Here is a 19,380-nt window from a genome sequence, read left to right on the forward strand (position 1 = left end):
AACATCTGTTAGGTCATGGCATGCACCCACCACAACCGGAGCATCCGCCGCACGAAGTGTTGGTGGAACTCTCAGCGCTTGATCAACCTGAATGGTCATTGGGCTTCTCCGTTGGCAGAGGGAACTGGCGGCTGTGGGGGCGCAATGCGCGCCGGCGGGCAACCCAAGCATTGACTTTTCGGGCCGAGAGTTCATGCCCGCCCATGACCTGCCCTCAGCGACTTTTCTTCATCTGACCCCTAACCACGCAGTTCCAATGTCTGATCACGCATGTACCTGACCGATAAGGCATGATTGCGCATATGACAGCTGGTTTGCGCATTCTCATTGCGTCCCCCCTCGGACACGTCGTCGCCGCACCGCTGCAATCCGCGTTCGACGACGTCACAGTGGTAGTGGCACGTGACCGCAGTGAGTTTTTGAGCTCGATCGCGGCCCGTGTCCGCTTCGACGTGGTCAGCGCAGACCTGGTATTCAATCGGGCTGACCTTGAGTGGACATTCGACGGCCTGGACGTCATCGAGGGGTTGCGCACCGCCGACCGGTTGGCTCCGGTTCTTCTCGCGACGCAGGGCCACTCTATGGAAGAGGATCACATCGCCGAAGCGCGGCTACGCTCAGACGTGTCCGGCGTGGTGGCGAAATCAGACGGCCTAGCGGCATTCGTGGACGCATTGAAGACGATCGCACTGGGACAGCGTCTACCAGCACTCCCACAAAAGAGCACCCGCCCCTCTCTGTTTGAGTTATTCGACGGTCGGCGCGGGACGACCGCGGCCCGGATGGCCGGTGCCATAGCCTCGGGCAACGCCGTCGACAATGCTTCCTTGGCCGTCGCTGCACGAGTATCACCGAATACCGCGAACAAGGTCGCCGCCAACTACATCGGACCACTGATGCGGGCGCGTCACGAGCATGACGAACGCCTCCCTCTCACGCAGCCCTCGGTGTACCGATGGTGCGGCCTTCACGCCCGCTACATAGTCAGTTGGTGCCGTCGACATGGCCATTCCGACGTTCTCGAGCCACCAGGCCGTACGACCTGAATACCGGCCGGGTAGCCCCAGGTGGGGGTACCCAATTCTCTGGGTACCCCCACCTGGGGTACTACCGGGCGTCGAAAACAAGGTTGTCGATGCGTACACGGGCACGACCCGACAGCACCGCGTCACCGCAGACAATTCTGCGAGCGACGCAGGCCCCAACCGCGCCGGCCGCCGTCGACGCCGTTCCCAGTTGCGGCCACGACGGAATCCGTCGACCCACCACGGCGAACGCCTCGGACACACGCGGGGAAATGTCATCTCCGACGATCGAACCGACGAGCCACATCCGGTGTCTCGGATCGCGCAGATCAGCCTCACCCCAGGATTCGATATCGCCCACACTTCCATGGAACGCGGGGTAGTTCGGGTCGAGGTCGTAGCGCTCGACGTCGACGATGACATTGTCGCCGTCGTCGGTCACCATGACCAGGGGCGCGCCGGCCGCACGGGCCTGTCGGCGGAGCTCAACCTTCGTGGGAAGGTCATCGACTTCCTCGAGGACGACGTCTGCCCGCGCGACTCCCTCTCCGCCAGATACGAACTCCCGAGCTGTCGACGGCATGACGCCGGAGCTGAATACATCCACGCTCAGATACGGATCTGTCTCGAGCATGCGCCGATGCGCCAGCAGCGACTTCTTCATCCCGAGATCGCATACCGAACCAGTCAACCTGTTGAGGTTGGTCGGGCCGAGAGTGTCGCCGTCGGCGATACGGAAGCGACGGCACCCCGTGAGCACGCATGTGTGCAACAGCGAGGCACCGACGCTGAGGCCTGCCACGGCAATCGTTGCCTCTGCCCACCGCTGCTGTTCGGCATCGGTGATGAGGTACCGGTTACGGCCCGTGCGGAGACGATGAAACACGTCGGAATCCGGGAGACGTACCAGCGTTGCACGCCAAGGGAAATAGATCCATCGTGTGTGTGCATCGGGGTTATCGCCGTTGATGGCGGGAAGGTCGGAGTCGAGTGCAGCCATCGCCAAATACTCGTTCACAGACTCGGGCCACGTGTCGACGATCCTGACATGACCTGCGGCCAGTTGGGTGAGACGGTCGCGGTCGTAGCGAGGGTGCAGGATCTCGATCATCACGCCACCACCACATAGGTCTGCTTGACATCGGAACCGAACGGCCCGGTCCCGTACGCGTGCAGAGTGATCCGGGGGTGGCAGCGGTCGTCGTCACGTTCATCGTCCAACGCCCGGAATTCCTCGTTATTCGCCCTCAGCGACGCCCGGCATAGCCGGGACAGTTCCTCGGGCAAATCCTGCCCTGGCGACATCACCCCCGCCGCGAGCTCCACGTCGATCCTCAGGACCGGCTGATGATCTCCATCGGGCAGCCCGCTGGCCCGGAACTTGTTCGTGATCATGTTCGCGACGGAGGGGTTCTCGAACGCAGGCACAAGGTCGCGCGGGTAGATGTTCGACGAGTAGAAGGTCGTCGCGACGTCCGGCCGCCCGGTCAGCACGATGTAACCGGCATCGGGGTCGACGGCCTCGGCCAGATCTGCGTGTGGGCACCGCTGCAAGAGAACGCCCAGCTCCCGCCCGGTGAACACCTTCCCGGTGTCGTTGATGCGGTAGCGAATCAGCGGAAGCGTTGAGTCGATGGTGAACAGGAGGTATCCGTCGGCATCAACCTCGGTAAACAGCCTCATCGGATTGAACTCGACGAATGTTGGCAGAGTACGACTTTCGGCGCCGAACAGGAGCTTTCCCATTTCGGTACCCAGCAGACCGGATCGACGCAAAGCAATGGTGAACGGCGTCTCGTGGCCCATCACGCCCGCTTCAGCCGTCCCATACATCACGCACACCCGGCGGAACTGACCTGCGCGTCCGATCCGCCTCAGCACATGGTCGCGCCACGTCTCGGTAATCGCTTCGCCCGCCAGCAGAATGCTGATGTCCTGGGCAAGCGCACTGTCGGGTGCCTGATCCAGGATGTCCTTCACCAACGGCGGATACCCGGCGATCACCACCTTCTCGTAGTACGGCGCAAGTTCACTGAGATTCTTCACGGCCGCCCGGACGTCAATTCCGGGTGTTGTCGCCGACACCCGATGTCCGCGAGCACGCAAGCCCAACACCGCCTGGTAACTGTAAGTACCTCCTATCCACGTACCCATGGCAAAGCACACGATGACCAGGGTGGAACGATCGCCGACCTCGAAGTTCTCGGAGAGTATCCGCCCGTAGATCTCGACGCTTTCCTTGGCTGCGGAGCAATCGCGAGGAAAGAATGTCGGGCCGCCTGTCGACCCAGAGGTTGCCGACCACGTTCCCGCCCCAGCGATGTCGCCATCCCACACCAGTCCCGAAAGTGATCGTCGCCGAAGGTAATTGAGCTTGGTGGTCACCGGAAGCGTCGCGAACTCTCGGGCGGTTTGTACCCGCCGCCCATCCAGGCCGTGCGTCTGGACGTGCTCCTGGTACGCGGGGACGTGCGCGAGCGCACGGTTGGCCAGACTGATCGCATGATCCAGATCCGGCGTTGTGGTGGTCATGAGTGGATTCATGGTTATCTCCTGTCGTCGTGACCTGGAGGCCGTTTCCCCACGCTCATGTTCGCCACACGAAATCAGACTTCGTTTACTGCAGGAATATTCAGAATCGCGAAGCATCGCGAGGTGCTCATGCGCGATTACGCATGGACTCGGGAAGTTCGAGCGCGTTCTGACGCAATGCTCTGTCAAGCGTGTCGCAAGAAGTGATGACCCCCCTCCCTTGTTCGGCAAAGCTCGATCCATGAATCCAACAGCGTCGTACAACGTCCATCACAACGGGAGCGACGAGATGGTCGTTGCCGTGGTCACCGAGAACGACATCTTTGACTCGGCGTTGTGCGCGCTGATCGAGCGATTCGGGTTCAGTGCCGTTGCGGTAAGTCCCAGTGGCACCGGATCCCCGAACTGTGTCGCCTCAGTGCCATCGTCGCCCACTGTGACCTACGGCGCAGTGGTTGTACGGACAGCCACTGCCCAGAAGCGAGTGCAGAGCGACCCGGCCTTCGACGACGCAGCCGTCATCGGACTCGGATTCGCTGCCGCGAACGATCATGGAATCGACATTCCTAACGGCGCGCGCGCAACGTCGGAGCTGGCAAGTTTCCTGTCCGAACTCGCGACCGGGCGTGGCTCCCATGAGAACGTGCGACTGACAGGTCGGGAACGTCAGATCCTGACGACGTACGCCCTCGGCGCCACGATGAGCGAGACGGCGGCCGCTCACAATATCGCGGAAAGCACCGTTCGCGCGCACTATCGACGTGTCACCAACCGTTACGAAGTCGCTGGGCGCCCCGTCGGCAACAAGGCCCAGCTACTCATTCGGCTCATGGCGGACGGCTGGGTCAACCCACACGAGATCCTGCACGCGGCCTGCTGACACGCGGGCCGCGACACTCCACCACGATCGGCCGCGGGTTCCCACAAAAAGAGGATGCACACCCGCCGCCCGGTTGACCTACATTCATCGAATGGTTTACAGCACCCGATCCCGAGCTGTGGACGATGAGCGAAACAGCCTGGCCTACACCTATTTCGCGGGTCTGTTGTGCGCCATCGCCGCCGGCCAGCTCGCCATCGCCGCCGGCTCACCCACTGCAGGCGGACCTTTCTCAGGCGGCATCATCGCGATCGTGGCGTCACTGGCCATGTGGGCCCGCGCGACCCCGCTGCGCACAGCGATCACCGTCGGTGCCGAGTGGTTCTTCAGCCTCATCTCCGTGATAGCCCTCGTCCCCGCACTCCTCGCGATCTTCACCGGGGATTGTGGCGGCGGAACGAATGTGACCGGGGCCATCTTGACGATGGTTGTGTTCATGTTGGCCTTCACCTGCTCGCTGATCTTCTTTCTCTATCGGGGACTACGGATCGGCCAACTTCGGTACATCGGGTTGGGCCTGTTCGGATTTGTCGAGATGGTTCTGTTCTGGAGTGAACCAGCGTCGCGCACCTTTCTCGGCGATGAGTCAGGAGTGCTCTTGATCGCCATCGCAGCCGCGCTACTGTCTGGCGTCGTGATTGCGATCGCCCCCCACATCGGGATGACCCTGTTGGGTGCGGTCACCGCACTCGGTGCGATCCTCGGCGCCGCAAACGAAACTGCCACTGCGTGCACAGCACACGACGGCACGCCATCGGCGCTCGGGTTGGTGACCACCTATCTCGTTGTCGCGGGACTCCTCGGCGGCCTCGCGGCGCGTCGGCAGAACCGATAGAACCTTCCGTGGCGCACTGAGTTGTCACCCGACTCGCCAGGATTCGCAGGCGCACGCCCACGGCGAGTCCAACCATCCGTCGGCAATCAATTCGACCATCAACTGTGCCTTGTTCTCGACGATTCGACCGGCAGCCTCATACTTCGCGACCACGCGCCGATAGTGCGCCTTCACCGTGGAGGCCGCGATGAAGTGAATAGCAGCGGTTTCCGTGACTGTGGCTCCCATCGTGTAGGTTCCCAGGACCTCGCGTTCCCGATGCGAAAGGTGAATTCGGGGCCCACCTCTGCCATTCGGTCCGGGACCAACTGCCCGGTGGAGAATCCGGCCGAGTTGCCCCACCGTGTCCGTGCCCGATAGCCAGACCACTCCGCGCTGAGGCCCCCTCGTCTGACCGTCGGACGTTGGAATTCCAATGAGTGTGGTCGCGCTGGACAGAAGCTGCTTCGGTAGCGTCCTGAGCACCAGGTCGTCAGAAACGATCAGAACGTTCGCCTGATGACACGTGCCGACCTCTGGACGCGCCACCGTGGCCGAGTAGCCGCACTTCTCCACCAAGGCGATGAGGGCGTGGTCCAGCGCCGTGCCCGATGCGATGACGACGACGTCGGCGGCATGGTGTGGAGCCTTTTGAATCAGCATGGTGTGGAATCCATTTCGTGAGCAGGTTCCGATCAGATGTCGGCGTGCGAATCGCTTACCGTTTCCCCACCCGGCCGTAAGCAGGCATCGCGATATCGCTCACGAGAGTCGGCATCTCGTTCTGGGGGTCTGGGGAAACGGGACCAAGGCAGCGCAACCGCGCAGTCGAAAGATCCTGAGGAGGACTTCATGCTCGCGAACTTCAGAGCTCACTGGCACCACCGCCGGACAAAGAAGGTGGCCGATGAGTATTACTCGCGCGCCGTCGGGCAGATCAGGCGCCTGACCGAGGACGAGTCCGCCGACACCGGTGGTGCGCTCCTCGCTGGCGAGGCCGAGGTGCTATCCCTCATCTCGCGCGCGGCGACCGCAGTTGAGTCGGCGTATGCCACGAAGCTCACCGACCTCCGCACCAGTCATCAGAGTGCTGAGATCCGGCTCGCGCGGCTTCGTGAACAACGCGAACGCAGTACCTCGGAGCGCCATGTCGTGAACGATCCGTGTCAGGTGGGGACCGGACCATTGACCCTCGACGAGATGAGCACTCGCGCAGCGGAACTGACAGAACTCATCGACGACGAGACTCGTCGCGGATCGACGCGACACCGGCATCATGTCTCACGGACCTGGCGAATTCTGGCCATCGGAGTCGTCATCGTCGATGTTGCGGCACTGTTCATGCTGATGCTGACCATCGAGAACACCAGCTTCCACGCCTTTGCGCTCGACCCTGCTGCCGAGGCCGCAAAGATGATCACGGCGGCAGGCTTCGCGCTGCTCGCTGCGACCGTGTTGGCCATCGTGTCACACACCGTGGGACACGCTGTGTTTCGACGAATCCACCGTTCAGTTCATGCGGGCGACCAAGGGTTGGGGCACCTTGCCGATAGCCGCTCCGCCATTCTGACCGGCACCGCGATGATGGTCGCGCTGTCGACCCTGGTCGGTTGGTCCATCGACCGGCGGATCGTCACTGTCGCTGAAGGCACCAAGGTATCCGGGCTCGCTGGCTGGGTCGGTGCCACAATCGGACTGTGCGCGCTGTTCGCGCCGATCGTCGTCGCCGCCATTGCTGCGCTCGGGAGGTCGCCGGAAGTGGAGTTCCGAGACAGCCTGGCAGCGTTGATCACCTCTGCCGACCAGCGCCGGGCGAAGATCGACGACGAGATCGTCGCGGTCACGAAGTTGATGTCGTCAGTCGACGAGAAGTGTCGCCGGCTGCTCATCGAGGCCGATCGCGACCTCCGCGCCGCGTTTCTTCCTGCGAACCAGCTGATCTTGCGCCTCCGCACCGAGTTCGGTCACGCCGGTGAACTCTACGTTCCGTTGCACCTTCCCGGTATCTCAGATCGGCGTGAGCTCGGTGGATGGGCGCACCTCGAGCGATTGCGGGCACTGGTCGAGCCCAATGGCACCAATCACGGATACGGCGGCCCGCATGTGGTCACCGATGCTGCCTGACGACTGCGCGAACACACCAAAACACCCGTTACCACAACGGTACTGAGGGAACTCCGGCGAGCACTTGATCCAACTTGGGATCAAGGCTCGCCGCGAGTTCGCGCTGGTGCTTGAGAATCGGCTCACCGGTTGAACCGCTCACGAGGGTCGGCGGCGGCGACATGGGCAACGAGTCGGATAGCAGAATGGATACGGAACCGTGCGTGATGGCAGCAGGCGTGTCTTCGACCGCAAATTGCGGCGGATCAGAGTCCATGGGGATGAGATCATGCTGGAAGCTCGATGGATCGCTCGAACCGCCGTGGTAGACACCCGCGTTGATTCCGGTCTCGATCAAGTCCGCGACGAGATCTCGCCTGCCCAGCTGCTCGGCCATGGCGAATGTCGTCGCGAGACGATCGGCCAACGTCTCCGACCACTTGACTCGATCCCGGGCCTGGGTGAACTGAAATCGTTGGTGCTCGAGCGCCACGAGCGATGACACGGCCGTATCGAACGCGTCCTTCGAGAGCTGAGCACGTTCCCGCGCATTGACTGCCGCCTCCATAAGGAGACGTTTCGTTCTGTTCCATTGCAGGTTCGCGATGTGATGGTGCTGACCCGCCGCGCGCAGTCCCTCAAACGCTCGGCTGAACGCGACGTCGGCAGCCGAGTAGTCCCCCGTGATCGTGTAGTAGTTGGCGAGGTTGTAGTCACACACCGCGGTCTTGTCGTGCCGATCCTGCTGTGCGTAGTACTCCCGCGACCTTGTGGCTATATCGATCGCCCGCGAGTACTGGCCTGCGGTCAGAAGTACGTGACTCAGTGTCATCTGGGTATCCTGGGCATCGTCTGATCGGCCCAAGGATTCGAATATCGCACTCGCGGAGTCGAGGTTGCGTCTCGCTTCCTCAATACGACTCGAGGTCGCATAGATGCTGGCGAGCGAAGCGAGGCACTTGGCGTACTCTTCTGAGTCTGGGCGGAAGCCGGCGAGCAGATCCGTCAGAATCGTCTCGGCTTCTTTCGGGTCTCCTGCCAGAAGCAGATTGTTGGCCAGATTCACCATCGATTGCTGGGCATCGTCAAGCAGACCGTGGTCGATGTAGTACATGATCGCCGACCTGAGATATGTGTCGGCAGTCTCATATTCACCGAGGCGCGTCGCCATGGCGCCGACGTTGCTGTCGGCATCGGCCATCAGCCTCAATTCTCCGAGCGACTCCCATTCCTCGCTGGCCGTGTCGAAGGCGCCGAAAGCAGTCTCGTAGTCTCCGATGCTCTGAGCCAAGTAGCCGATCCCTGCGGCACAGTTCGCAGCGGACTCAGGATCATGCGTCAGAAACGCCTCTCGCGCCGTTAAGAGAAGTTCGATGACGACACCGTTCTCGGCGGCTCCGGCGAGGTGCTCTGCCAGATCCACGTAGCTCACGCCGATGGCTTTGTCATCGCCGGACTCCATCGCTGCTTCCGCGCGCGCGTCCAGCTCGTCCAACCGGCGCGACCATTCTTCGTACTCCGTGTCGACATCATCCGGGCTGCCGTCACCGTCGTGAGAATGAGAGGTCGTCATGCTGATTGGCCTTTCTCGGTTACGGCGAGTCGAGGCGATACAACTTCTCTCGGCGGACACGTATGGCATGCGGCCGCAGCCCACACCAGAGGTGACGTCGCCGGACCTGGAGCAGCCATCCACTCCTGCAACTTCTGACGTTGCCAATCCCCCAAGGCGCGTATGGGATCCGTATCTTCATGCGTTGTGTCGACCGCGAGCGCGAGTTCGGTCGTCGGTCCGGGAACCGAGTCAACTCCGGCGTACTTGTGGAACCCGTTGTCCGACGGCAGCGTCCAACGCGTAGTGGTCACGACTTCGGCCCCGGCATTGAAAATTGCCATGACCAGTCCGAATGTCTCGGACGTTCGGAAGTCGACCCCGCCCTCACACGCGATGATCGCCACGCGAGGCGGCATTGGCCATAACTCGGGGCCCCAACCGACTTCCGCCTCAAGCTCACTTTCACTCGCGTTCAGCTCGGCCCGGGCAGTGCCCAGCAAGAGGTCGAGGGCGGAAAGCGGGCGGTGCACCTTGTTGATCGATTGAGTCACTCCCCAGACTCTGGCGTCATCGCTGAGGTGCAAAGATGCCGATCCTGGTTCGCCGGGATCCGCGGTCGCATGGCCGAAGTACACCAAACGCCCCGGCAACTGATTTAGGTCCTCACTCAGATCCCATCGCCCGCAAACTTTTCCGACTCCGGAACATCGGGTGGTACTACGAGTGGCCAATCGATCCTTGAATACTCTCGCATTCGTGTTGCCGGCGGCCGCCGCGCCGCGCGGCAGAGTCGGCCCAAGCCCAGACCCAGCAGGAAGCTGAGGATCGATGAGATAGGCAACCGGACGGGCCGCGGTCGTGGCCGACCAGGGCTCCGGCAGGCGCGACCGACCCACATGGACCGCTGCGGGAGGCTCATAACACAGATCGGCCACCTCGATGAGCCTGGTTAAATCGTCGATGGGTAGGAGTTCAAAAGGAACTCGCGCCAGCATCCGGCTTGGAGTGATTCTCACGAGAACTCTGCACGATGATGGTGAAAGTAGCTGTTGGCAAACACTCTTGGGAAGTATCAGAGCGGAGAGGGTTGCGCTGAGGCCCAGCTCTCCCACCCGACGAGTAAACGGTCCGGTGACAGCTTCGCGCACGGCTTCTTCGAGTGCCGCGTCATCGTCGCCCTGTTCACCGGGTACCTCCACCAGCGCCCTGGCCAGGGCGCCGAGTGCACGATCACGGCTTTGCGCCGGGATCCGGTGCACTACTGGATTCTCTGAATCGTCAAGCCAGCGGAAGGACACATACGTGTCACCCGCGTCGTAAGCACGAAGGAGCAGGGTTCTTCCCGGCGTCATGTCAGCTCGACCAACTCGGCCAGTGTCGGTTCCAGCGCCGCAGTCGGCATTGAGCGTTCCTCGATATGTTCGGCCAACCGTTGTACCGCGGCGGAGTAGCCGGCGATTGCCTCTCCGGCCGGCCCGCGGCGCGTACGGCGCGCCAACTGGCGGACCAGACCGACCGCCGTCGACATTGCGTCGACCGCGGTCAACTCTGCCTGCTCGGCCGCCAAACTCGAATTGTCTATGTCCGCACCGGTGCTGGATGCACCCACTCCGAACCTCAGGGCGCCCGCCGTTCGGTGCATCGTCCACGCGTATCGACAAAATCGATCAATCTGGGCGACGGCAACCCCCGTCGTATCAAGTCGTATCGCGTCAATATCCGCGTCTGCGGAAACCAGCATGTAGTGGAGTCGATCTGTATCTGTGCCCACCTGCAATCGTGCCGATACCAGGCCATGGTCGACCGAACACGGGCTCGAGGCGGTAATCGCGCCGGTATCTGCGTCGGCTGCCACCGCAAACAACTCCGCCAGCTCAGCCGAGTCCTCGAGTGCATCGTCGCGAAGATCTGCTTGCACAGTGACAGATGTTCCACTCGAAATGATCTCGAGGTCGGGGCGATCGGGACCGGTGAACCGGAGGATCCGTGGGGGAACCATACGCAGATCCAATAGTTGCCCGGTGACAACGGCAATGGATCCCAAGCTGGTCGCCAATGGATCCGCCTCCAGGAAGAACTGATGCTGCCAGCTCAACTCTGATTGTGCGTCCGTCTCCCGCAAGAAGGTCATGACACGTTCCCATGCGTTGCCTACGAATACATCACGTGGCGACGCCTGGACAGCGTCCAGAAGGCCTGAGACCAAGGGACCGGCCAGACCGTCATTCACGATGCGTTCAGTCAGTAGTTCGACTGCCGGGGCGGCGAAGGCGTACTGAGTTCGCGCAACATCTTCGGCCCCAACACGCCGGTAGGCGTGTGCACGATCGAGACTGAGGATTCCCTCGTCCAGATCACCCAGGTGAATGGCGCGCACGGCCTGCACGGTCGCCAACCGGGCCAGATCGGCCCCGAGTGTGAGGCCCGCGACCTCCGATGTCTCACCAGCCGCCACCCCCAACAGCACGTCAACCGATTCCGCGTCGGCAAAGAGACCGGCGAGCGAACTCAACCGATCGTTGCTTACGACTGCGAAGTCGACAACCGTGTCCGGAAAGGCCGCATCCACGACGAACACACAGCCGTCGAGCTCAAACGAGATCGGACCAAGCGCGACCGAGATATTTGCATGCCACGAGAGGCTTCCGTCGTGGGCTCTGACAGCGGTCCCCACTAGATCACTCATTGCGGCTCCATCCCCTTTCCACCGGTATCGGTTTCGCTCCGCAGTCGCTGCGCCGTGGATATCGCCGTTCGCATGAGCAGCGTCACATCCATGGCCGAGGCACGGCCTGTTCGCGATCGCGAGTTCGCGGGGCGCTCGGTCTCCCACGCCTCCTGAATGAATCGGGAAAGCTGTTGCGAACTCGCTTCGCCCGGCGAGACATCACCCCGTAGTATCGCAATCGCGAGATCCGCCTCCCATAACCGATTCCCGTCAAGTACGAGTCCGGGGTCGTTGAGCAATACTTGCACCGCAAGTTCAACTAGTGCACGCGCACGGTAGATCTCTGATTTCGAGGTTGCCGGGTCGTCAGCACCATCGTGAGCTCGGATGGTGTTCGGATCACCGTCCACATTCAACGGTTGTTCGTGTTTGTCCCGTATTGCGGCGAGCCTGCCTTTCTCCTGTCGAATTGATTCAAGACGCATCCGCAGATATCCCTCTGTTCCCTCCAGGGGCTTACCGTGTCGCAATCGATTCACGTAGGTCTTGTGAACGCGTACGTACGCTTCCGCCAGATTGTCGAGGTCAGCCTTCCGTATCGGCAGGCCATTGGTGATGACAGAGTTCAGGAAGTCGGTGGCTGCGCTGCGCTGAGCGTCCGAGACGTCAGCTGCAGGGTCTTCCGTGGATTCAACGTCCAATGCTGCGAGCACCTCGGCCAGATGCTCCGCCAAGCGTCGACACGTCGCATCGTCGAGTTCTGCATCACCCACGCGCGCAGCGGACACGAGAGTAGCGAGCCCATCGACGTAGAACTGCCCTGCAGTCCGGATGTCAGTTTCTGCCCGAGAGCTCTGGTCGGAAATGAAGGCCGTCGTGTGGGATGCAGTTTGCATGATCCCTGACGGCCCGACCAGTCCGCGGCGGACGGCAGCCGGCGTGCCACGCTCGTAGTTGCGAATCGCGGTTGCGACATTGCCGGGTAGTCGAGGCGGTCGTATCCGGCCGAACGCAGATGCCCATCCACCTGTATACCGGGTGAGTGGCTCTACGGTCTCGCGGCACGCTTCAATCGCGTTCTCCCACGTCTTGGCGTCCGAGAAACGGACCTTCGGCTCGCACATGACCAAACCAGTGGTGTCGCCGTAGACGACACGAAACCATGTCGACGATCCGAGAGTGCCCGACCACGCCCGCAGTTCGTTGTCCGTCACCTTCTTCTCTGGCGGAGGTGGAGACATCTTTCGGTACCACTGTTCGAGCATTCGGTTACGCGAGAGCCCCTCGGCGGGGATATCGAGCAGGTCGATGGACAACTCGGTCTCGATCGGTGGTATAACCGGTCGTTCGATCTTCACATTCACCCTCTCGATGTCACGTAGCTCTGCAAGTCTAGGGCCCGCATCGCATTCGTATGCCTGCGAACTCCGGGTTCTCATCGAACGATCTCGATGATCACGGCGCGGTTGGCTTGTGCCACCTCATCTGGGCCGGCGTTCGGCGGAGTGATGGTCTCGTCGTAGCCAACCCCGCGAACCGTACGGATCAAGGACCGATGAAGTCCACCAGAAACCAGAGCGTCGGCGACTGCCTGCGCGCGCGACGTCGACAGTTCTCGGGCGCCCACGGCAGGACCGACTCGCCACGTATGACCTGTCAATTGACAGCGGACCCCAGAGACGTCAGCCTCCGAGCCAGCGTGTTCAGCTCACCGATCACTCCCGGCAACAACTCAGCGGAATCAGGAGCGAACAGCGCGGAGGAGTCCAGCGAGATCTGATGGGTGTTCCGCGAGAGTTCGGGCAGCGCAAAACTCGGAACCGTCACGACCTTCGCTGGCACCGTGGACGCTGCGGGCATGGGTGCCGCACCCGAATCAACCGCCTCACACTCATTTGCATTGGCGGCCGCGCAGAGGTCCATCCAGAACGACTGCAGTTTCCTGATCATCGGCTCGGGTAGCGCGGGCTGCTGTCCCGCTACTCGCCCCAAGCCTGCGAAGAAGACGCGGCGACCGGAGAGATCTGGCAAGAATCCGCCTTCCCGCAGTTTCTGAATCTCCTCTGCGTTACTGAAATCCCACCCGATAGCAGCGAAGTCCATGAGCCCTTCTGTCTGTAGCCCGCTGGATATCGCAACGATGGTTCCGGCATCCTGTCGCACCGACTCATTCAGTCCGGCAAGCAGATCCAGCGTCGAAGCGTTGGAGGCGACGTTCGACAATCGTGATGAAATCGTGGTGAGCAGCGCCGGAAGTCGTGTCGCGATCTCGGCGGGGTCGTTCTCGATGTCGCCGCTTTCCCGGCGAAGGACGAGATCGATCGGCTCTCCGGCCGAATCGACTCGAACACCACGGGAAACCAGGATCTGCATCGATCCTTCTCCGGTCTGAACGGCCGTAGTCACGAGGTGGTCGAGCACGGTGGGGTACGCCGGTAGCGGTTCATTTGAGGTCGCTGTTGTGACGACGACGAGATGTGCGTCGCGCGTACGTTCGGTGGCGTCGCCGCAAGCGCTCAGCGTCGCGACAGCGCTGCCTCCGATGAGTACGCAAGCGAGGATGTTCTTGATGTTTCGAATCATGGTCGTCCTTCGAGGTCGCCACCGACTCTGTCGGTGGGCGGGTAGTGACGAATCCATGACCGCTTCCCCACCTCACACCGCGTCAGGTCTGGCGGACGGTTCATTTCATCTATTTGGTCTCTGACCAACCGATCCGCGTTCGGATACCGTCACACCTGTGGAGTACACGGCAAGGATCGACCGCGCTATCACCACGGCGGCCATGGCACATGACGGTCAGTACCGGAAAGTTTCCGGTGTACCTTACGTCTCTCACCCCATTGGGGTCGCCCTGATCACAGCCCAGTACACCGGCAACGAAGACGCCGTCATCGCTGCGCTGTTCCATGACATCCTGGAAGACGTCTCACCAGACATTTACTCGGCGGATCGGATGCGTGACGAATTCGGTGAACACGTCACAGAGATTGTGGCGAACGTATCCGAAATCAAGTCCGAGGGCGGAAGAACACGGCCGTAGCGCGTACGCAAGGAAGACTACATCCAGCATCTTCGGTTGCTCGATGATACCGACTCGCTAATCGTGAGCGCCGCCGACAAATGCCACAGCATCGACTCAATGGTGACGGATTTCGAGTCAGTAGGCGAGGAACTATGGAAAGTCTTCAAGGCATCAGAATCGGATGTTCTTTGGAATTGTGACCGGCAAATCAGAACTCTTGAGGAGAAGCCGATACCCGCATTCCTCAAGGAACGTTTGAGGGATGCGGGGTCTCGCCTTCGGACGATCGTTGCAAACGATAAATAGCTTTTATGCAACGACGTCCTCCGCATCGTTTGCTGGTGCACCACCAGCAGAAGCGGAGGGCATGAGCTGATCGGCCTTCGCGGACGCGGCGCGCTTCGCCAGCCACTCGTCGAGGAAGCTCTTGTCCTTCGGCTCTGCATCTGCGCCGCGTGTCTCGGCGCCCCCGCGCCGATCCCCGTACTCTGCCTCTGGGTCGAGGGCTTTCAGCGACAACCCGTTAGTCAGCGTCCGTGTGTTGGCGAGAACGCTTCCAGCGCTGGCCGTGAGGCAGTTGCGTATCGCTGTGTCGACCCGAACGGTGTGGGGCTTCGATGTGACACCGGTTGCGGCCGTTCGAGTGACGATCGCCGTGAGAGCAGGCAGGCTCATGAACGTCGAGGGGCTCACTTGGTCACCGGTCGCGGCCACCAGCGCTCCTACGTGGGGGCCATTGGAGCGGAACACCACGGACGTTCCCACATTGGCGGCCAATGCCTCTGCAACTTCACGGTCAAGCTGACCCAGAAACTGATGCGCGGCCGTTACCGAGATGCCGAACTTTCGTCCTTCCGACAGCATGTTGGACAACGAACCCGCCATCACCGAATGCGCCTCGTCCACAATCACGTGGAAGCGGTGCTCCGGTCGGGAGCGGTTCATGGCAGCAACCCAGAATCGGTTCAGTAGTAAGTACCCGAGGAGCCTTGAGGCCGTCTCACCGATCTTTCCTTTTGCCAGATCCACCAGAATGATTCGTCCGTCATCCATCGCGCCAATCGGGTCGTAGCAGTCATGACCGGATCCCAGAATTGCACGCAAGGCGGGGCTCGCAGAGAATCTCTCGAACTTGCTGTTGCACCACGCCACGAGATCCGCATAGTCCGAGGACTTCTTGTTTCGCATCTCGTTCTGCCACCACAGCTTTTCCCTGGGATCGGTCAGAACCGCGGCAAGGGTCTTGCGCATTCCCTCATGCTCGAGCATGAGGGGTACGTCAAGCAGGCTTGCTCTTGGTCCGCGCAAGACCGCCAGCCCCCGCAGGGCGTGAGCGATGCGATCCTCGAACCGAGGTCCCACAATCCCTGTGTGTTTCGGGTCGAACAGCTCGTAGAACATCTGCCCGATGTCAGCGATGGCTGTTTCCAGGGCAGCTTCATCGCGTGCTGCAAGCGGATTCAAGGGAAGCGGGTTCTCCAGATCGTCGGCACGAACGACGATGCACCGGTTGGCCGCTGACTCAGGGAGTTCCGTGACGATCCGGTCGACCAGTGTCCCGTGTGGATCAAGGACCAGTGCGCCGTGATCGCTGTGAGCCAACTGATGGACGATATTCGATAGCAAGGTGCTCTTGCCGGTCCCTGTCGCCCCCACCACATGAACGTGGCGCAGCACTTCGGAATCACCGAGACGCTCGTCAATCACAACACCGGCATCGGTGACCGCTGCGCCCAGGCTCAACACCGCGGTCTCGTCTTGCGCGCGCGCCGAGATGAGCGCGACTGGCTTTGCTGCAGCCGGAGCCACCAGGAAACCCGGTACATGAGCGCGACCCAGCGGAAGGCCGACAGCAAGTACTGTTTCCGCTTCCGTTGCCTCGCCGACGAAGTCGGCCGAGCACTCGTCGGCTTCCCGAAAGGTCAGTCCAGGGAAGGCATCTGTCATCGCACCACGAACAGCGAGGGTCGGAGCGCTTGAGCCCACGAGGCTCACGCCGATCCGGTAGGTTGAATCCGCGACTGCGGCGAGCCGAATCTCGAGATGTCCGGTCGGCCAATATGTGAGGGCGTGCCATACGCGTGCGAGTTCAGCCTCCGCGGGCATCCGTGATGCACGCCAATGGCGCTGACCACCGGCAGTCGGAACAAAGCCCAAGCCTGAGGCTTCGGGGCTGCCCGGCCATACGTGCTCCTGAAGCATCGGAACGCTCCGTCGTCGTGTGACCTCGGCAGTTTGACCAACCAGGTGCGCCATCTCTCCTCTCAGCTGCTCGGATGGGGTTTCCACACCGATGGTCAGATGCGCAAGACCTTCGCTCTCGCAGACACCCGCCCGGAGTGTCACCGAGACGTCCGGTAGCAGTTGCATCATCGAGAGAATGCCACGGGGAACCTCGACATCGCTGTCGCAGTCTCTGCTGCGCAGGGCAGAGATCGTAAAGCTGTCGTGGCGGTTGTTGAGTGCTTCGTTCACTGGAGATCCTCACTTTTCCCGACTTCGAATGACAGCCGTTACCCCGTTTCCCCATCGGCAACCAGAGCGCTGATCCGCACTACAGTCTCGGAAACGATGCGCTCAACTTCTTCTTTGATGATTTGCTCGTACTGGGGGCACTCTCCTTGCAGGATCTGCAGCGTCAGCTCGTCGTTTCCGATGTCGAGCGCCTCTTCGAAGGCCTTCAATGCCGGCAGCGTGAACGTGTCGTAGATCCGCTCGCCAGTACGCCGTTCAAGTTCCGCGTACGCGATCTGGGCAAGTTGCTCCAGCGCATCTGTAGGCAGGGTGGAGGGCAGTGCTTCTGCAAGTATTGCGTTGAGATCGATCATGGAAACCTCCTGGTCGCGTCGTCATTCACGCTCAGTACCGTTTCCCCGTTTGATTTGATCCATGCGCCAGCCAGGCGTTCGTGAAGTGGACGCTGGAGACTTTCCCCGTCCCGTCGTAGCGGACCACCTGTAACGTATCCGCCGGCAGTCAGTTGGTGCACATTGTCGCGGTCGAAGCGATTGCCGTAAGGATGAAATTAAGGCAACCCATGGTGCGCGGACACCCGTGGGACGATATCCTTTGGATCCCAGGCGGTAGATCGATGAGACTCATCCAATCCGACCTCGACCAGTGCACAAACCGAGAGGAGGTGAAGAAGATGGCGACCTGCACCTGCACCTGCGCTTCATGCGAGGAGGCCCGGAAGAACAACCGGTCCACGCATTCCTGCTGGCAAATACCGAAGCACGGCAACGGCAAGTAAGTCACGTCCACAACAGACAAGCTGGGGCTCCCGTCAACAAGACGAGTGAGTCCCCCGCAGATGGCCGCGCACTGAAGCACGCCTGCACAACACAATACAGTCAGACGCCAGCGGGAGAAATGCCCGCAAGGTCGACATCCATCGGCATCCAGTCGCAGTCGAGTCCGGCGGTTCGCCTGCCGAATCCTCTTGAGCCAAACAGCAACTCCGCCGTGCCGTCGTGCTGCCGAACGGCTACTGCGGACTGAGCCGTCCGGGATCAGCAACTGACTGAACAGCGCAGCAGATCGCGGCGCCGGGAGTTCCGGCGCCGCGATCAAGCTTCCTCACCGGTGATCGTGAGGACCCACACCGACGCGCCCACCGACACCGTTGCACGATGGACAGGTCTTGCGAACCTCGGTTCGCACCTGCTTTCCGCGATAGTCTTTCTCGTACTTCACCTCGGTGACCGTGCCATCCCCCCTGCACTTCGCGCAGCGGTGACAGTTGCCACACGACGGGTTGTATCCGGGCATGCTACATATCCTTTCGGGCGCCGACGCCGATGGTCGGCGCCGGGACAGGAACTCGATTCCGTTCTGGGAAGACCCTCGATTCACCGACGGTGCTAGTAGGTCTGTGAGTCACCTCCTTCGGCACCCGCCGCGACAGCAGCACCAGGCCAGACGGCAACCAAGGTACTGTCGTCGTCAAACGTCTCACGGCTGAAGTCGGCGGCGTTGGCAAATTCCAGGAGTGATGGGACTCCGACGCCCAGAACGTCCTTGAAAAAGGTTGCCGACACTACCTTCGCCACTTCCCAGCGGATCCCCGATACCGTCGGTGCCGACCAGCAGCACCTCGCCTGGTTCGAGCACCACAGACCTGACCTGCAGCGTCTGCGGCACTCGCGGCAGACCCGATACCGCTGAGCTCGTGATCCCGCCTTCATCAGCCGACTTCCCTGCGATCACCGATTCGAATCCTCCGCGTGAGAGGACCCATGCACCTGAATCGCCGACATCGGTGATCCGGACATCGGCGCTGCCGTCGTCACGAGGATCGACGATGGCCACTACGAGTGTCGTGGAGAAGTCGCGCGCGGCCGCAGTTCGATCGGGGTCTTCCAGGCCCAGAGTGGTCTTCGCCTGTTCGACGATCGTCCAGGCCGCACACCAGCGCGCATGGCCACGCCGCAATCTCGATGAGCTTCGATGCTTCCAAATGGCCCAGTCTCTCGAGAAAATCCGGCATTGCTGCCAATGCGCTCCGGCTGAGCTTGCTGATAATCTCCGGCTTGTACTCCTTGTACACCATATTGGAGGTGAAGGAGGTCTTTACTTTCGATGCACGGTAAACGGTCCCCTGACCGCCGGCAGCGATCTTCGTTGACCCGTCGATCGGGCCGATCGACGAGCGCTCGAACGTGCGTGCCAAACCGGAGCCGCTCTAGCTAGTGGCGAGAGGGTCAAATTCGTTGGCACGTCATGCTTTCAGTCATTCCTGCGCGTACCCAACGATTCCCCTCGATCAAGTCTGCGAG

General features: G+C 61.4%; 18 protein-coding genes. 6 read left to right on the forward strand and 12 right to left on the reverse strand.

The window, feature by feature from the left end; all coding sequences use genetic code 11:
• Nucleotides 1-302: 302 nt before the first annotated feature.
• Entirely contained in the window at nt 303-1,046 is a 744-nt protein-coding gene (locus GOACH_RS18445; RefSeq protein WP_005178087.1) for an MSMEG_1198 family transcriptional regulator, read from the forward strand.
• 61 nt (nt 1,047-1,107) lie between these two features.
• On the opposite strand, the gene GOACH_RS18450 is transcribed toward GOACH_RS18445, so the two are convergent.
• On the reverse strand, nt 1,108-2,136 hold the full coding sequence (locus tag GOACH_RS18450) for a ThiF family adenylyltransferase (protein WP_005178089.1): 1,029 nt from the start codon (nt 2,134-2,136) through the stop codon (nt 1,108-1,110).
• Entirely contained in the window at nt 2,136-3,569 is a 1,434-nt protein-coding gene (locus GOACH_RS18455) for a phenylacetate--CoA ligase family protein (RefSeq protein ID WP_005178091.1), read from the reverse strand. The genes GOACH_RS18450 and GOACH_RS18455 overlap by 1 nt, the downstream gene beginning before the upstream one ends.
• A 229-nt stretch (nt 3,570-3,798) precedes the next feature.
• Here GOACH_RS18455 and GOACH_RS18460 point away from each other — a divergent pair, with 229 nt between their 5' ends.
• A complete protein-coding gene (locus GOACH_RS18460; RefSeq protein ID WP_005178092.1) occupies nt 3,799-4,437 on the forward strand; it encodes a helix-turn-helix transcriptional regulator in 639 nt (212 codons plus the stop codon).
• Nucleotides 4,438-4,528: 91 nt separating this feature from the next.
• Nucleotides 4,529-5,272 (forward strand): hypothetical protein, encoded by a 744-nt coding sequence (locus GOACH_RS18465; RefSeq protein ID WP_245551950.1) that lies wholly within the window; start codon nt 4,529-4,531, stop codon nt 5,270-5,272.
• A gap of 24 nt (nt 5,273-5,296) precedes the next feature.
• On the opposite strand, the gene GOACH_RS18470 is transcribed toward GOACH_RS18465, so the two are convergent.
• On the reverse strand, nt 5,297-5,914 hold the full coding sequence (locus GOACH_RS18470; protein ID WP_005178094.1) for a helix-turn-helix transcriptional regulator: 618 nt from the start codon (nt 5,912-5,914) through the stop codon (nt 5,297-5,299).
• A gap of 189 nt (nt 5,915-6,103) precedes the next feature.
• Between GOACH_RS18470 and GOACH_RS18475 the strand changes: the two genes are divergently transcribed.
• Nucleotides 6,104-7,375, forward strand: coding sequence for a hypothetical protein (locus tag GOACH_RS18475; protein ID WP_005178095.1), 1,272 nt, complete (start codon nt 6,104-6,106; stop codon nt 7,373-7,375).
• Nucleotides 7,376-7,403: 28 nt separating this feature from the next.
• On the opposite strand, the gene GOACH_RS18480 is transcribed toward GOACH_RS18475, so the two are convergent.
• Both GOACH_RS18480 and GOACH_RS24335 read right to left on the reverse strand, forming a co-directional pair.
• Nucleotides 7,404-8,927 (reverse strand): tetratricopeptide repeat protein, encoded by a 1,524-nt coding sequence (locus tag GOACH_RS18480; RefSeq protein WP_005178096.1) that lies wholly within the window; start codon nt 8,925-8,927, stop codon nt 7,404-7,406.
• Nucleotides 8,924-9,460, reverse strand: coding sequence for a hypothetical protein (locus tag GOACH_RS24335; RefSeq protein ID WP_245551951.1), 537 nt, complete (start codon nt 9,458-9,460; stop codon nt 8,924-8,926). The genes GOACH_RS18480 and GOACH_RS24335 overlap by 4 nt, the downstream gene beginning before the upstream one ends.
• Nucleotides 9,461-9,958: 498 nt before the next feature.
• Between GOACH_RS24335 and GOACH_RS24340 the strand changes: the two genes are divergently transcribed.
• On the forward strand, nt 9,959-10,183 hold the full coding sequence (locus tag GOACH_RS24340) for a hypothetical protein (RefSeq protein ID WP_005178102.1): 225 nt from the start codon (nt 9,959-9,961) through the stop codon (nt 10,181-10,183).
• Between the two features lie 74 nt (nt 10,184-10,257).
• Here GOACH_RS24340 and GOACH_RS18490 read toward each other — a convergent pair whose 3' ends face one another.
• From GOACH_RS18490 to GOACH_RS18505, 4 genes are all read right to left on the reverse strand, one after another.
• Nucleotides 10,258-11,295, reverse strand: a complete 1,038-nt coding sequence (locus GOACH_RS18490) for a hypothetical protein (RefSeq protein ID WP_245551952.1) — start codon at nt 11,293-11,295, stop codon at nt 10,258-10,260.
• Between the two features lie 296 nt (nt 11,296-11,591).
• Entirely contained in the window at nt 11,592-12,350 is a 759-nt protein-coding gene (locus GOACH_RS24345; protein WP_245551953.1) for a hypothetical protein, read from the reverse strand.
• A gap of 662 nt (nt 12,351-13,012) precedes the next feature.
• Nucleotides 13,013-13,204 carry an OmpA family protein gene (locus GOACH_RS24655; RefSeq protein WP_040519112.1) on the reverse strand — a complete coding sequence of 64 codons (192 nt, stop codon included), beginning with the start codon at nt 13,202-13,204 and terminating at the stop codon, nt 13,013-13,015.
• A 29-nt stretch (nt 13,205-13,233) separates the two neighbouring features.
• Nucleotides 13,234-14,160 (reverse strand): hypothetical protein, encoded by a 927-nt coding sequence (locus GOACH_RS18505; RefSeq protein WP_005178109.1) that lies wholly within the window; start codon nt 14,158-14,160, stop codon nt 13,234-13,236.
• Nucleotides 14,161-14,317: 157 nt separating this feature from the next.
• Between GOACH_RS18505 and GOACH_RS23165 the strand changes: the two genes are divergently transcribed.
• The gene (locus GOACH_RS23165; protein ID WP_005178117.1) at nt 14,318-14,620 is read left to right on the forward strand and encodes an HD domain-containing protein; all 303 of its coding nucleotides are present in this window, start codon (nt 14,318-14,320) and stop codon (nt 14,618-14,620) included.
• A 291-nt stretch (nt 14,621-14,911) separates the two neighbouring features.
• Here the strand turns inward: GOACH_RS23165 and GOACH_RS18515 are convergent, their stop codons facing one another.
• From GOACH_RS18515 to GOACH_RS18535, 3 genes are all read right to left on the reverse strand, one after another.
• Entirely contained in the window at nt 14,912-17,077 is a 2,166-nt protein-coding gene (locus GOACH_RS18515) for a type IV secretory system conjugative DNA transfer family protein (protein ID WP_005178121.1), read from the reverse strand.
• Nucleotides 17,078-17,115: 38 nt separating this feature from the next.
• Nucleotides 17,116-17,430 (reverse strand): DUF5663 domain-containing protein, encoded by a 315-nt coding sequence (locus GOACH_RS18520; RefSeq protein ID WP_005178123.1) that lies wholly within the window; start codon nt 17,428-17,430, stop codon nt 17,116-17,118.
• Between the two features lie 1,126 nt (nt 17,431-18,556).
• Nucleotides 18,557-19,036, reverse strand: coding sequence for a protein phosphatase 2C domain-containing protein (locus GOACH_RS18535; RefSeq protein WP_040519114.1), 480 nt, complete (start codon nt 19,034-19,036; stop codon nt 18,557-18,559).
• Between the last annotated feature and the right edge of the window lie 344 nt (nt 19,037-19,380).

The sequence above is a fragment of the Gordonia aichiensis NBRC 108223 genome, from assembly GCF_000332975.1.
Lineage (GTDB): Bacteria > Actinomycetota > Actinomycetes > Mycobacteriales > Mycobacteriaceae > Gordonia > Gordonia aichiensis.

Coding starts and splice junctions, on each gene's coding strand:
- GOACH_RS18445 (WP_005178087.1), top strand. CDS start 303: ATGACAGCTGGTTTGCGCATTCTCATTGCGTCCCCCCTCGGACACGTC.
- GOACH_RS18450 (WP_005178089.1), bottom strand. CDS start 2,136: ATGATCGAGATCCTGCACCCTCGCTACGACCGCGACCGTCTCACCCAA.
- GOACH_RS18455 (WP_005178091.1), bottom strand. CDS start 3,569: ATGAATCCACTCATGACCACCACAACGCCGGATCTGGATCATGCGATC.
- GOACH_RS18460 (WP_005178092.1), top strand. CDS start 3,799: ATGAATCCAACAGCGTCGTACAACGTCCATCACAACGGGAGCGACGAG.
- GOACH_RS18465 (WP_245551950.1), top strand. CDS start 4,529: ATGGTTTACAGCACCCGATCCCGAGCTGTGGACGATGAGCGAAACAGC.
- GOACH_RS18470 (WP_005178094.1), bottom strand. CDS start 5,914: ATGCTGATTCAAAAGGCTCCACACCATGCCGCCGACGTCGTCGTCATC.
- GOACH_RS18475 (WP_005178095.1), top strand. CDS start 6,104: ATGCTCGCGAACTTCAGAGCTCACTGGCACCACCGCCGGACAAAGAAG.
- GOACH_RS18480 (WP_005178096.1), bottom strand. CDS start 8,927: ATGACGACCTCTCATTCTCACGACGGTGACGGCAGCCCGGATGATGTC.
- GOACH_RS18505 (WP_005178109.1), bottom strand. CDS start 14,160: ATGATTCGAAACATCAAGAACATCCTCGCTTGCGTACTCATCGGAGGC.
- GOACH_RS18520 (WP_005178123.1), bottom strand. CDS start 17,430: ATGATCGATCTCAACGCAATACTTGCAGAAGCACTGCCCTCCACCCTG.